Raw genomic sequence first — 13245 nt, 5'->3', positions numbered from 1 at the left:
CCGGAGGTCAGTGCTGCACCGGCGGCACCTGCGCCTGCAGCTGCCGCCGTACATGCCTGAGCAGCCCTTCGCAGGCGTCTTCCACCAGGTCCAGCACCTCTTCAAAACCCTGGCTGCCGCCGTAGTAAGGGTCGGGCACCACCGGGCTGTCGAACTGCAGGCAGAACTCCGTCATGCGCCGCAGCTTGTGCGCGTGTGCGGGGGGGCACAGGTCCTGCGCCAGGGCCAGGTTGTCCCAGTCCATGGCCAGGATCAGGTCGTAACGCGCAAAGTCCGCGTCCGCGATCTGTCGGGCCCGCAAGTCCGACAGGTCATAGCCGCGCTGCGCCGCGTGGCGCTGGGTGCGGGTGTCGGGCGGCTCGCCGGGGTGGTAGTTGTGTGTGCCGGCCGAGTCCACCACCACGCTGTGGGCCAGGCCGCTGTGGGTGATCTTGTGGCGAAACACGCCGTGGGCTGTGGGGCTTCGGCAGATGTTGCCCATGCACACGAAAAGAATCGCGTAACGAGACATGGTGGTCGCCTGCGTTCAGGCACCGATCACCACCGGGCCGCCCTTGGCAATGCCGCGCTGGTAGGCCGGGCGGGCATGCATTCGCTCCAGGTAGGCCTGCAGGTGCGGGCAGCGGCTTGCGTCGTTGGCGCGGGACATCAGTGCCTCCACCGCAAAGCTCATCTGAAAGTCCGCCATGGTCAGGTGCTCTCCTGCAAACCAGCGGTGGGTGCCCAGGTGCTCTTCAATGAACGCCAGCGCCGTGTCCACGTTGGGATCGATGAGCTTTTGCTGCACCGTGCCGCACAGGGCACGCGCAATGGGCTTCACGAAGAACGGCATGGGCTGAGTGGGGATGGTCTTGAACACCAGCTTCATCACCAGCCAGTTCATCAGCGAGCCCTCGGCATAGTGCATCCAGAATCGGCACTGGCGGTATTCGGCAGTGCGTGGCTGTGGCTGCAGGTGGGCCAGGTCGCCCCGGGCCTGCTCGCCATAGGTCTCCACCAGGTATTCAATGATGGCGCCCGACTCGGCAATCACCTCATCGCCATCCGTGATGACCGGCGACTTGCCCAGGGGGTGAATGGCCTTGAGCGCAGGCGGGGCCAGCTTGGTGGCCTTGTCGCGCGCGTAGACCTTGAGCTCGTAGGGCACGCCCAGCTCTTCCAGCAGCCAGAGGATGCGCTGTGAGCGCGAGGTTTCGAGGTGGTGCAGGGTGATCATGGGCGCCATCTTATGCCGGCCTCAGGGACCCTGTCCTTCATGGTAGGTGCAGGGGCAGGGCGCCCGTCCGCAGGCAGACTTCGCTCAGGCCTTGGGCCGGTATACCAACTGGGGCTATACCCTGTGCGCCTTCACTCAGTGCTGGGGCTCAGAGCTGCAGCAGGAACGTCCGCAGCAGGCGCCAGTGCTCAAGGGACGGTTCGGCGGCCGACTGGGCCGCCGTGTTTTCCAGCTGGCGTGCGCGCACGCTCTGGGCCGGATGGCCCAAGGTGAGCAGCACCGTGGCCAGGCTGTGTGCCAGGCGCCGCAGCGCGGGCCAGTCTTGTGCGGTACAGGCGGCGTCGCCTTGGCGCACGTCGGTCGCAAACTGCTGCAGGCAACTGGCACGGTAGGCCTTGAACAGAAATTCGTCGCCGGCAAAGTGTGTGGCAATGGCCTGCGCCTCGTCGTCAGACGCCGTATCGGGGGCCGCGGCTGCCGCAGCCGGTACGCAGGCTGGGGTCGCTGATGTCAGAGCCAGCGCATCGGTCACGCAGGCCTCCAGCGCTGCCACCGATGCGGGCTTGGACACCATGCGCCACACCTTCATGGCTTGCAGTTGCTCGCGCACGGGCGGCGTCAGGCCCGCGCTGAACACCGCCACCGGGATGCTGCGTCCCTGCACAGGCTCCTGCAGCAGTCGTTGAACCAGGTCAATGCCTGACTCGCCCGGCAGCATGAGGTCCGTGATGATGAGTTCCACGCGCCCGGCATGCAGCGCACGCATGGCGTCAGGCACGTTGGTGCAGGTCACCAGCTCGATGGGCAGCTCTTCCAGCGCCATCTGCACAAAGCGTGCGATGGAGCTGTCGTCTTCTACCAGCAGGACTTTGGGCGCGCTCATGCAGGCACCTGGGCCCGTGGAATGCACGCAGCCAGTGCGCTCGGCAGCTCGGCCACCAGCCGGGGTTTGTGAATGACCTTCACGCCCTGCAAGGCAAAGGCGTAAGGCTCGCGCTGCTGCTCGTCGAGCGACGTGACCACGATGAGGTGGCTGCGCGCAAATTGGGGGTGCGAGCGCAGCGTGGTGATCAGGGTGGCGCCATCGATGCCTGGCAGCAGGATGTCAACGATCAACACTTCGGGCTGCGTCTGCCCGTACAGCGCCAGGCCGGTAATGCCATCGTTGGCCACATGCAGCTGCGCCCCTGGAAAGTGCTGCTGCACGATGAGACCAACCAGGTTCTGGAAATGGACCGAGTCTTCGATCAGCAGGATTTGCGGCGCACGCCCTTTGGCGGGACCGGCCGGCGCCTTGGGAGGGCGGTTGGCCCCCGGCGAGCCAGCCGTTGGCAGCTGCGTGGCGCCGCCAGCGCCATGGGCGGCCATCCAGTGCTCTACCGACGCGCGCGAGATGCGGCGGTGTCCCCCCGGGGTCTTCCAGGCCTCCAGCTCGTTGCGGTCCACCATCAGCTGCACAGACCGCACGGCCATGCCGAGCATCTTGGCGACTTCGAGCGTGGTGTAGTGGTCTGCCATGGTGCGTTCCCCGAGAGGGTTGTCAGATTGCATAGATCCCGCATTTTCCTCTAATTTTCATTTGGCGATAACTTGCATTTGATAAAAATGATTGATATGATTTGCTCAATCGCAAAAAATCGCCCCTCTGTGGTTTTTGTACTCCCCTGCTGTTTCTCATGCCCCACAAGGGCCACCGCCATGAAAAAAATCCTCATCGTCGAAGACCATATCGATATTCGAAAACTGCTCAAGATGACGCTGGAATTTGATGATTTTGAGATCCACGAAGCGGCAACGGGCGATGCGGGTTGGGTGCTGGCCAGCGAGCTCCACCCTGATATCGTGCTGCTCGACGTCATGATGCCGGGCACTCTGACCGGCCTGGACGTGTGCCGACGCATCAAGTCCGATCCCGGTATGCGTCACACCAAGGTGATCATGTTGACGGCCCGGGTCCAGTCTGGCGACAAGGAGGCGGGCCTCGCAGCGGGCGCTGACGACTACCTGATGAAGCCTTTCAGCACGCTGCAGGTGCTGGAGACCATCTACCGCATGGAGGCGGCGCAGTGACCTCCGTGTTGTCATCGGAGCCGGCGCTCCTGTCGCCCGTCGACGCGCGCTGCTTTGACGAGGCTGCCGCGGCGCAGATGGAGCGGTTTGTGCGCGACTTCGGACGCATGTACCGCGAGCGCAACGAAGCCCTGCGCGAGGTCACCCGCGCGCACCATGCGGCACTGCTGCACCTGTCGGCGGCGGCCGACCTCAAGGACGACGACACTGGCGTGCACATCGTGCGCATTGGCTACCTGGCCGAAGCGCTGGCCCTTGCCCTGGGGCAGACCGCAGGCTATGCGCGAATGCTGCGAAAGGCCGCGCCCATGCACGACATCGGCAAGATCGGTACCCCGGACAGCGTGCTCAAGAAGCCCGGCAAGCTCACACCCGAAGAACGCCAGACCATGAACTGCCACGCAGCCATGGGTGCAGAGATTCTGGGGCGCTCGCACATTCCCGTGTTTCGCATGGCGGCCGACGTGGCGCTCACGCACCACGAGCGCTATGACGGCCAGGGCTACCCTGCCGGCCTGTCGGGAGAGGCGATTCCGCTGTCGGGCCGCATCACCGCCGTGGTGGATTTTTTTGACGCACTGACCATGGACCGGGTGTACCGCCCCGCGTTTTCGGTGCATGTGGCGCTGGAGATGCTGGCAGCCGAGCGCGGCCGTGCTTTTGATCCGGTGATCGTGGACACGTTTTTGGCGCATGCCGAGACCATCGATGCGCTGCGGTGCAAGATCACGCAGGAATGCCCGTCGTTCGATGCATTGATCGACGCCCCCTGACCCCTTTTGCTGCCCCTGACCGGGAGGCTGACGCAGAAGCCCCAGCCTTTGTTGACCCTAGGATTCTCAATGATGATGACCATGAAGTGGCTGAAACAGTGGGCGCTGACCGCAACGGGCCTGACCCTGGCCGCGAGTGCCGCCACTGCCCTCGGAGGGCCGGTGGCCGACCGTGTGCAGAGCCAGTCGGTGCTGCGTGTGTGCGTCTGGCCGGACTACTATGGTGTGACCTACCGCCACCCGCGCACGCAGCAGCTCGGGGGCATCGATATTGATCTGTCCGTCGAGCTGGCGCGCGATCTCAAGGCCAGGGTGGAGTACGTGGACTCATCCTTTCCCACCCTCATTGACGACCTGAACCAGGACCGGTGCGATGTGGCCATGTTCGCCATTGGCATGTTGCCCCAGCGCATGGACAAACTCGCCTTCAGCCAGCCCTACATGCGCAGCGACATTTACGGCATCACGACCAAAACCAATACGGTGATCAGGCAGTGGGCCGACATCGACAAGCCGGGGGTACTGGTGGGCGTGCAGGCCGGCACGTTCATGGAGCCCATCATGGCCCAGCGGCTCAAGCAGGCCACGTTGGTGCGCATCCAGCTGCCCGCCACGCGTGAGCGCGAACTGACGGCAGGGCGCATCGATGTGTTCATGACCGACTACCCCTACAGTCGGCGCCTGATGGACAACGCCGACTGGGCCCGGCTCATCGAGTCGCCCGAGAAATTTTCAGAGCTGCCGTATGGCTATGCGGTCAAGCGCGGGGATGTTGCCTGGCTGGCCGCGGTGGATGCCTTTGTGACGCGGATCAAAGCCGACGGCCGCCTGCAGCGCGCCGCCGCCCAGAATGGCCTGAGTGCCATCGTGGTGCGCTGATATGGCGGGTGCACCGGCGCTTCCACCGGTCTGGACCCGGCTGCGCGCGTGGGTGTTGCAGACCAGCCACCTGGTCCTGATTGCCGGAGGGCTGTCGGCGTTGGCGGCGCTGGTGGCGGTCAGTGCGTTGGCCGTGAACGACTTTCGTACGGTGCGCATCAGCCACCAGAACCATGCCGCCATGCTGGCCCGGGTGCTGGAAGACCAAGCCACGCGCACCATGCAGACGGCCGAGCTGGCGCTGGAGTCGTTGGCCACGTCGCCAGCCCTCACGGCAGTGGTCTCAGAACCCCGGCGCATGCAGGATGCCCTGGGCCAGGCGTTGGCAGCGCTGCCATTTCTGCGCGGCCTGGCGGTGGTGGATACCGGTGGTCGGGTGGTCGCCAGTACCCTGCCCGGCGACGTAGAGAGTTTTGTGGACCTGGCAAGGCTTGGCCCTCCGGTGGCGGTGGGGCGGGCGGTGCTGGGTGGCCTTACGCCGGGTCGCAGCCTGCAAAGTGTGCGCCTTGGAGGGGCAACGATGGCGGCCCCTGCGGGCGTGGCTTTCATTCCGGTGATGCATGGCTATAAGAATGAAGCCGGGCAGGTGATAGTGCTGGTGGCGCTGGTCAACCCCGATTCGCTGTCCAATTTTCAGCACCTGACGCTGGAGTCAGACATATTCGATTCGGTGGTCACTTCCTATGACGGGCAGGTGCTCGCCACTTCGGGTGCGGCCGCTTCGCTGGCGGGTAAGCAGGTGACCGGCATCCCAGTGTTCAGCAAGTTCCTGCCCCGGCAGGAGCACGCGACTTATCTGGGCGTGGGTCTGCTGGGCGAGCGGCAGATTGTCAGCTTTCGCGCCTCTGCGGCCACGCCGCTGGTGGTGGTGGTCGAGAGCTCGTACCAGGCGGCCGTGCAGCGCTGGCTGGCGGATGCCCGTGCGCTGATTGGCATCGGGTTGGCAATGGTGTCCTTGGTGCTGGGCCTGACCTTTGCGGTATGGCGGGGCATGCGCACCCGCGAGCGGGCGCGACGGGCCATTGATGCAGCGCAGGCTCGTATTGCCCGCAATGAGCGGGATCTGTCGGTGCTGATGCGCAGCGTGCAGGAGCTGATTTTTCGCACGGATGTCCAGGGCGTGATCACCTATGTGAACGCCCATTGGACCGTCATGACCGGCACCTCTCCCGACCGTGCCATTGGCAAACGCCTGTATGACCTGGTGGAGCCACAAAGCCGCAGTGACGTGGCCCGGGCCATCGATTCCCGATCTCCCGATGGGGTGCGGGTGTGCCAGGTACTGTCCCGCTCGGCAGAGGGTAAGGAGATGATGTTCAAGGTGGCGGTGGTGCCCCTGGTGGCTGCCGGGCGTGTGATCGGTTTTGCAGGCAGTGCGGTGGATGAAACCGAGCGCTGGATGGCCCAGCAGCAACTGCAGGCGCAGATTGCGTTTCAGGACCTGCTGCTGGAGACCAACCCGCTGCCCATCTCGGTCACCGACGCGCAGGACCGCTTTGTTCGCGTGAACAAGGCTTGGGAGGAATACAAAGGCCGTACCCGTTCCGCCGTGCTGGGCAAGACCGTGGGTGAGTGTCTGCCGCCCGATGAAGTCAAGGTGCATGAGTCGGCCAACAAGCAGTTGTTGCGCTGGGGTGGGCGTGCCCTGGTTGAAACACCGGTACGCCATGGCGATGGGTCGCGCCGCGACACGCGCCTGGCCAAGGCCGCCATTGCCGATGAGCATGGCCAGGTCACCGGCGTGCTCACCATCCTGATGGATGTGAGCGAGTTCCGCGAGGCCGAGCGTGCCACCCAGGAGGCCCGCGACGCGGCCGAAGAGGCATCCCGCGCCAAGTCGGAGTTTGTGGCCAACATGAGCCATGAGCTGCGCACGCCGCTGCAGTCCATTCTGGGTTTTGCCGAACTCGGCATGCTGCGTGGTCGCTCGCAGCCCAAGCTGGCGGGCATGTTTGAAGATGTCCATTCCGCAGGCCAGCGCATGCTCACGTTGGTGAACGACCTGCTGGAAGTCTCCAAGCTGGAGAGCACGGTGGGCACGTTCCATATGGAGCGCATTGACCTGCGTGGCGTGGTGCGCCCTGTGATCCGCGAGCTGGAACCTTTGCTGGAGCGCAGCCACCTGATGATGGATTTGCGCATGCCCGATGCGCCGTTGGTGGCCAGGGCAGACCCGCTGCGCTTTCAGCAGGTGATCCGTAACGTGGTGGCCAACGCCATCAAGTTTTCGCCCCCCGGCAGCACCATCACGCTGGAGGGCTACGCGGATCCTCAGGGCCAGACCCACCTGGTGGTGCGCGATGAAGGCCCCGGCATTCCGCCGACAGAGCTGCACAGCATTTTTGAGGCCTTTGTGCAGTCGAGCAAGACCAAGGATGGCTCGGGCGGCACGGGCCTGGGCCTGGCCATTTGCCGCAAGATCGTCGAGGCCATGGGCGGGCGGATCTTCGCTGAGAACATTCCTGCCAGCGGCGCCGCGTTTCACATCATCCTGCCCGCCAGAGGGCAGGTCGAAACCATGCCCGCCCCGCTGCAATGAATCGGCACATCACCCACAAAAAAGCCCTCGGATGAGGGCTTTTTTGTAGATGCTGGCGGGACGCCGCAGCGCCCCGGGGGGCCGATCAGCCGCCCTTGCGCGAACGCTTGCCAGGGTTCTTCTTGCTGCGCGTGGCGACACCACGCTCCAGGCTCACGCGCTGGCCGCGGCCGGGGGTGTTCAGCGTCACGCCGGGCAGTGGCTTGGGTTGGGGGGTACGCTTGCGGTCTGCTTCGGTGACGATCTTGTTGCCCATGATTGGTCTCTGAGAAAGTGGAGAAAAGGGCCATATTAGGCCACAGGTGCATTGCGGGCCCCAAAACGGGTGGCACCACGCCCTGCAAGGAAAGGGGCTGAAGGTTCAGCCGGGCAGTGCCCATCGCGCCAGAACCTGCGGGGCAGCGCTGCCCTGTCGGCGCAGGATGAGTGCCTCGCCCGAACTCGTACTGTCTCGCGCCAGACCGGCCTGCACAAACATGTGGCTCACCCACACTTCAAACCGGCCGCTGCGTGCGGAGGCTGCGGCCAGCGCGTCGCGCAGAGCGCGCAGATGGGCCGCTCCAGTGGTCTCCGGATAGCCCCGGGGCGAGCCCAGCGGCGCCCAGACCTGGGGTGCGCCAAAGGCCAGCGTGGCCGTGTCGATGCACCGGCACCATGGGCTGGATAACACCTTGGTTGGCTGCAACTGCCGCGCCTGAAACCATTCGCCGATGCGCCGTGCCTGGGCGCGGCCTTCGTCGTTCAGGTTGCGCTGGGTGCCGCAGTCGCCCAGACGGAACCCTGGCGGATCGAACGTGCCAGGGGCCAGCGCGTGGCGGAACAGCGCTACCACGCCACCTTGGCGCAGCAAGGCTTCTGCTCCCGCCTCCTGGGCGGCCCAGCTCTGCAAGGCCGCGACACCCAGGACGCCACCCACGGCGCCCGCCGCGCCCTTGCCCAGCAGGGTGCGCCGCGTGAGGCGTGCGCCGTCCGTGCTCGCAGGACCCCCGGCAACATCGGTATCAGGCAGCAGGCTGGAACGCATAGCCATTGCCCGATGCCGCTACGCGGCCAAAGGCAGGAAACGGGAAGTGGAAGCCACCCAGCATGGCGTTGCTGGCGGTGATGCGGGCAAACACCTCGCGCCGTACCTTGCGGGCCGCCTCGGCATCCATGTCAAAGGTCACGGCCCAGTCGGGGTTGCGTGCGAACAGCGCGGGCACATTGGTCAGGTCTGCCACATAGAAGAAGTTCTGGCCTGCCGACTTCAGCTCAAACAGCGTGTGGCCTGGCGTATGGCCATAGGCGGCCACCGACTGGATGCCCGGGGCAACCTCGTTGCCTGCTTCAAACCGCACCAGCGTGTCGGCCGGCATGGTCGCAAAGGTGCGGCGCGCGTTCTCGAACGCGCCCTTCATGCCGGCGGGAGCTGCCGCCATGCGCGCATCGTCCATCCAGAAAGCGTGTTCAGCCGCCGGCACCATCACCTTGGCCTTGGGGAAGGTCCATTCGCCAGCCTTGTTGCGCAGCCCGTTGATGTGGTCGCCGTGGAAGTGGCTGATGAGCACGGTGTCGATGTCCGAGGCCTGCATGCCAGCGGCACGCAGGCTTTCGAGTAGCTTGCCGGTGGTGGGGCCGCCAAACTCGCCCAGCCCGGTGTCGATAAGGATCTTGCGCGCCCCTGCCACCACCAGGAACGGGGTGTAGGGCACGTCGATGTAGTCGGTGGGCAGGTTCTGCGATGCGAGCAGCGCACGCACTTCGGCCAGCGGCGCGTTCTTCACAAACTCTTCGCCCAATGGGCGGCGTGTGATGCCGTCGTTCAGTGCAATCACTTCCACATCGCCCACCTTCATCCGCCTAAAGCCCGGGCTGGGCAGGGTGGGCGTACCAAAGTTGGGCGCGTTCTGAGCCCAGACGGGCACGAATGAGCCCGCAGCGTAAACAGTGCTGGCCAGGCTTGCGCCCAGGAAGTGACGGCGTGACAGCATGAAACTATCCAGTCTTGGGTTGAACTAATGAGTCGCAACTGTAGCGTCAAGCCTCAGGAAAGCGTGTGTCGGCGCACTAACCTGTTTGCAACGTGGGGCTTTTTGTCGTTAATTGGGGATAAGGATGTCCTGCATCACTCCCTGCGGTCTGTGATAGCGCGGCCTCGGGCCATCCGCTGCGTTGCTTTTTTTGCCAATAGCTCGGCTATTGGCTGCAAAAAGACGCCTTGCGGCCTGTCCCGATCCGCACTATCACCGACTCGCGAGGGTGATGCAGGACATCCTTAACCCTTTGGTCTGGCTTGGGGAGACGGGTCGTGAAGAGGAAGCTCATTCCATCTCAAAGGCTTCGCGCAACGCGGTGCAGAAGTCGCTGCTGCCGCTGAGGGTCAGGGTCAGCGTGGTGCGTGGTGGCGCGGCACTGCCTGTGGTCGTGTGCAGGTGCCCGGTCGCTTCGTCAAAGGAGAAAGTCAGCGGGCTCTGTACTTCTTGCACGCCATGCAGGTCGTAGTGCCAGGCGCCGCCGTCTTCCAGCGGTGCGCAGGCACCAGGCCAATGTGCATGCGCCCAGGCCAGCACGGCGGCGATCTCACTCTGCAAAGCAGGCAGTTGTGCGGGCAGGACGCTGGCCATGGCATCCAGGGTGCCGTTGCCATCAGCGTCTTCGCTGTAGTCAAAGTCGAGGTAGTTCAGTTGCATGGTGAGAGCAGGTGGTGAATGCGTGGGGGGTTGCTGCGTGATGGCTCAAGCCCAGGTCCGGCCCAGCGCCTGTGCGGCTTCTCCCAGCCGGGGCACCAGTTGCAGCGCCCGCGTCAGTGGCATGCGGGCCGCAGGTGCCTGCAGTGCCACGGCGCTGCGCACCTGCCGCCGTCCGCCCGCCATCACGGGCACGGCCACACAGACGAGGCCGTCCACAAACTCCTCGGCATCGGTGGCATAGCCTTGCCGCAGGATCTGCTCCAGCTCGGCTTCCAGTGCGGCGCGGTCGGTCAGGGTGGTGGCGGTGTGGCGGGTGAGGGGCAGACCGTCGAGGATGGCGGCCCGGCGTGCGGGCGACAGGTGCGCCAGAAACAGCTTGCCGCTGGCCGAGCAGTGGATGGGCACGCGGGTGCCGGGCCGCAATTCCATGCGCAGCGGAAAGGCTGACTCCACCCGGTCTAGGTAGATCACTTCAGCGCCACTCAACGCCGTGAGGTTGCAGCTTTCGCCAATGTCGGCCACCAGTTGCCGCAGCACGGCGTGGCGCACCCCATGCTGGGTGCCCGCACTCAGCGTGCTTTCGGCCAGGCGCAGCAGGCGTGGCGCGGGGGTGTAGCGCCGCCCGTCGGGCTCGCGTGCCAGCAGGCCGCCTCCTTCCAACTGGCCCAGCATGCGATGCACGCTGGGCTTGGGCCAGCCGGTGGCCTCGATGGCATCGCCCAGGCTGAAGGGCTGGCCGTGCGCGCACATCGTTTCCAGCAGTTCAAACAGGCGCAGACTGGGCGGCGTGTTGGTCATAAATCTCGGAATTCGAGACGAATTCATAAAACATTTCGGGATTATTCAGCATTGTGGCTAAGCTGCAAACCCAATTCACCGGGAGCTTCATGACCGCCTCTTTCCAGAACGTAGTGCTCACTGGCGCCTGTGGCGGGCTGGGCCAGGCGCTGGCGCGCGAGCTGATCGGCCAGGGCGCTGCCCTGGCGCTGGTGGGCCTGAACCGGCCCGTGCTGGAGACCCTGGCCGCGCTGGCGCCAGAGCGCTGCACCGTCTATACGCCCGATGTGGCCGACACCACCGCGATGCAGGCCATGGCCGCCGACTGGATGGGCCGCCAGGGGACGCCGGACCTCGTCATCGCCAATGCCGGGGTGGCCGGTGGCTTTGACACCGCCCAGGCCGACGACCTGGCCGTGATGCGGCGCATGCTGGAGATCAACCTGCTGGGCGCTGCCACCACTTTCCAGCCGTTTGTGGCAGCGATGCGGGCGCAGCGGCGCGGCGCGCTGGTGGGTGTGGCCAGCATTGCGGGCTGGCGGGGCATGCCGGGCAACGGTGCGTACTGCGCCAGCAAGGGTGGGCTGATCCGTTACCTGGAGAGTCTGCGTGCCGAGCTGCGCAGCGATTCCATCGTGGTGAGCACGGTCAGCCCCGGCTATCTGCGCACCGCGCTCACCGCAGGCAACCGTTTTGCCATGCCCGGCCTGATGGAGCCCGAGGACGCGGCGCGTGCCCTGCTGGCAGCTGTAGCCCAGGGGCGCACCCACATCGTGTTGCCCGCGCGCATCGGCTGGCTGGCGCGCCTGTTGAACCTGTTGCCCGACGCCCTGCACGACCGGCTGCTGCTGGGCCAGCCACGCAAGCCGCGCGTGGGCGAGGCGGGGGCCACCGCCATTCCGGGGCTGCCAGTCCGCGCCGACAAGAACATCGACACCTGAGAGAGAAAAGCGAATGACGACAACAACAACGATGCCGGAGACAAGCCCTGCAACGCCCGCCGCACAGGACCTGCGCGGCCACATCGCCCTCATCGGCGCCGGCCCCAGCGGGCTGGCCGCGGCGCGCAACCTGCAGAAGCTGGGTGTGCCTTTTCAGGGCTTTGAAGCGCACACCGATGTGGGAGGGCTGTGGAACATCGACAACCCGCGCAGCACCGTCTATGAATCGGCGCACCTGATCTCCAGCAAGCACACCACGGAGTTCACCGAGTTCCCCATGCGCCCCGAGGTGGCCGACTACCCAAGCCACCGGGACATGCGCCAGTATTTCTTCGACTTTGCAGAGCACTTTGGCCTGCGCCAGCACTACTGGTTTGGCACGCGCGTGCTCCGGGTCGAGCCGGTGGGCGAGGGCGCTGCACCGCTGTGGCGCGTGACGTGGACGCAGCACGGTGGCCCCGCGCAAACCGCAGAGTTCAAGGGCGTGGTCATTGCCAACGGCACGCTGGCCGAACCCAGCATGCCGCGCTTTGACGGGCACTTTGACGGGGAGCTGCTGCACACCAGCGCCTACAAGAGTGCCGAGCTGTTCAAGGGCAAGCGCGTGCTGGTGGTGGGCGCGGGCAACTCGGGCTGCGACATTGCGGTGGACGCGGTGCACTACGCGCGCAGCGTGGACATCTCGGTGCGGCGCGGCTACTACTTCGTGCCCAAGTATGTGTTCGGCAAGCCCGCCGATACGCTGGGCGGCAAGTTCAAGATGCCGCCCTGGCTCAAGCAGAAAGTGGACAGCGTGGTGCTGCAATGGTTCACCGGCGACCCTGCGCGCTTTGGCCTGCCCAAGCCCGACTACAAGATGTACGAGTCGCACCCGGTGGTCAACTCGCTGGTGCTGCACCACCTGGGCCACGGCGACATCCACGTCAAACCCGACATCGCGCGTTTTGAAGGCCACACGGTGCACTTCAAGGACGGCAGTGCGCAGGACTACGACCTGGTGCTCTGCGCCACCGGGTACAAGCTGCATTACCCCTTCATTGACCACAGCCTGCTCAACTGGCAGGGCATGGCGCCGCAGCTGTACCTCAACATCCTTTCGCCCCGGTTCGACAACCTGGCCGTGATGGGCATGATCGAGGCCAGCGGCATCGGCTGGCAGGGCCGTTATGAACAGGCCGAGCTGATGGCGCGCTTCTTCAAGGCACAGGCCGAGGGCTCGCCGCGCGCCGAGGCCCTGCGACAGGCCAAGGCCGGGCCGCCGCCCGATCTGTCGGGTGGCTTCAAGTACCTCCAGCTCGAACGCATGGCGTACTACGTGCACAAGGACACCTACCGCAACGCGGTGCGCGCTGCTGCTGCAGCCCTCGCCGCAAAGGACTGA

15 protein-coding genes are annotated in these 13245 nt (G+C 65.3%); 6 read left to right on the top strand and 9 right to left on the bottom strand.

Features of this window, described 5'->3' with window-relative positions; translation table 11 throughout:
- Window positions 1-7: 7 nt before the first annotated feature.
- The 4 genes from ASD94_RS04955 to ASD94_RS04940 form a co-directional block, all read right to left on the bottom strand.
- Window positions 8-511 (bottom strand): low molecular weight protein-tyrosine-phosphatase, encoded by a 504-nt coding sequence (locus tag ASD94_RS04955; protein ID WP_056639421.1) that lies wholly within the window; start codon window positions 509-511, stop codon window positions 8-10.
- Window positions 512-526: 15 nt separating this feature from the next.
- Window positions 527-1216, bottom strand: a complete 690-nt coding sequence (locus ASD94_RS04950) for a glutathione S-transferase family protein (RefSeq protein ID WP_200954192.1) — start codon at window positions 1214-1216, stop codon at window positions 527-529.
- Between the two features lie 148 nt (window positions 1217-1364).
- Window positions 1365-2099 carry a response regulator gene (locus ASD94_RS04945; RefSeq protein ID WP_056639417.1) on the bottom strand — a complete coding sequence of 245 codons (735 nt, stop codon included), beginning with the start codon at window positions 2097-2099 and terminating at the stop codon, window positions 1365-1367.
- Window positions 2096-2734, bottom strand: coding sequence for a response regulator (locus ASD94_RS04940; protein WP_056639705.1), 639 nt, complete (start codon window positions 2732-2734; stop codon window positions 2096-2098). The genes ASD94_RS04945 and ASD94_RS04940 overlap by 4 nt, the downstream gene beginning before the upstream one ends.
- Before the next feature lie 180 nt (window positions 2735-2914).
- On the opposite strand from ASD94_RS04940, the gene ASD94_RS04935 reads away from it, so the two are divergent.
- The 4 genes from ASD94_RS04935 (at window position 2915) to ASD94_RS04920 (ending at window position 7477) form a co-directional block, all read left to right on the top strand.
- Window positions 2915-3286: a response regulator transcription factor gene (locus ASD94_RS04935; protein ID WP_056639415.1), complete on the top strand. Its 372-nt coding sequence runs from the start codon at window positions 2915-2917 to the stop codon at window positions 3284-3286.
- Window positions 3287-3363: 77 nt separating this feature from the next.
- A complete protein-coding gene (locus ASD94_RS04930; protein WP_233247298.1) occupies window positions 3364-4059 on the top strand; it encodes an HD-GYP domain-containing protein in 696 nt (231 codons plus the stop codon).
- Window positions 4060-4140: 81 nt separating this feature from the next.
- Window positions 4141-4938: an ABC transporter substrate-binding protein gene (locus tag ASD94_RS04925; protein ID WP_056639699.1), complete on the top strand. Its 798-nt coding sequence runs from the start codon at window positions 4141-4143 to the stop codon at window positions 4936-4938.
- Window position 4939: 1 nt separating this feature from the next.
- Entirely contained in the window at window positions 4940-7477 is a 2538-nt protein-coding gene (locus ASD94_RS04920) for a PAS domain S-box protein (RefSeq protein ID WP_056639413.1), read from the top strand.
- A gap of 85 nt (window positions 7478-7562) precedes the next feature.
- Here the strand turns inward: ASD94_RS04920 and ASD94_RS23835 are convergent, their stop codons facing one another.
- The 5 genes from ASD94_RS23835 to ASD94_RS04900 all read right to left on the bottom strand — a co-directional run bounded on the left by ASD94_RS23835 (window position 7563) and on the right by ASD94_RS04900 (window position 10944).
- A complete protein-coding gene (locus ASD94_RS23835) occupies window positions 7563-7733 on the bottom strand; it encodes a hypothetical protein (protein WP_015015224.1) in 171 nt (56 codons plus the stop codon).
- A gap of 105 nt (window positions 7734-7838) precedes the next feature.
- The gene (locus ASD94_RS04915) at window positions 7839-8501 is read right to left on the bottom strand and encodes a histidine phosphatase family protein (RefSeq protein ID WP_082576763.1); all 663 of its coding nucleotides are present in this window, start codon (window positions 8499-8501) and stop codon (window positions 7839-7841) included.
- The gene (locus tag ASD94_RS04910; protein ID WP_056639411.1) at window positions 8479-9447 is read right to left on the bottom strand and encodes an MBL fold metallo-hydrolase; all 969 of its coding nucleotides are present in this window, start codon (window positions 9445-9447) and stop codon (window positions 8479-8481) included. Before ASD94_RS04910 ends, ASD94_RS04915 begins: the two co-directional genes overlap by 23 nt.
- A 330-nt stretch (window positions 9448-9777) precedes the next feature.
- Complete coding sequence (locus tag ASD94_RS04905; RefSeq protein WP_056639409.1) at window positions 9778-10146, bottom strand: hypothetical protein; 369 nt, start codon at window positions 10144-10146, stop codon at window positions 9778-9780.
- Between the two features lie 45 nt (window positions 10147-10191).
- Entirely contained in the window at window positions 10192-10944 is a 753-nt protein-coding gene (locus ASD94_RS04900) for an IclR family transcriptional regulator (RefSeq protein ID WP_056639408.1), read from the bottom strand.
- An 89-nt stretch (window positions 10945-11033) separates the two neighbouring features.
- Between ASD94_RS04900 and ASD94_RS04895 the strand changes: the two genes are divergently transcribed.
- Window positions 11034-11864, top strand: a complete 831-nt coding sequence (locus ASD94_RS04895) for an SDR family oxidoreductase (RefSeq protein ID WP_056639406.1) — start codon at window positions 11034-11036, stop codon at window positions 11862-11864.
- A gap of 13 nt (window positions 11865-11877) precedes the next feature.
- Window positions 11878-13245 (top strand): NAD(P)/FAD-dependent oxidoreductase, encoded by a 1368-nt coding sequence (locus ASD94_RS04890; protein WP_235510573.1) that lies wholly within the window; start codon window positions 11878-11880, stop codon window positions 13243-13245.

The sequence above is a fragment of the Acidovorax sp. Root70 genome (assembly GCF_001428225.1).
In the GTDB taxonomy this organism is placed as follows: Bacteria; Pseudomonadota; Gammaproteobacteria; order Burkholderiales; family Burkholderiaceae_C; genus Acidovorax.
Note: the sequence above shows the minus strand (reverse complement) of the source record. Positions and strands in the feature narration are given on the sequence as shown.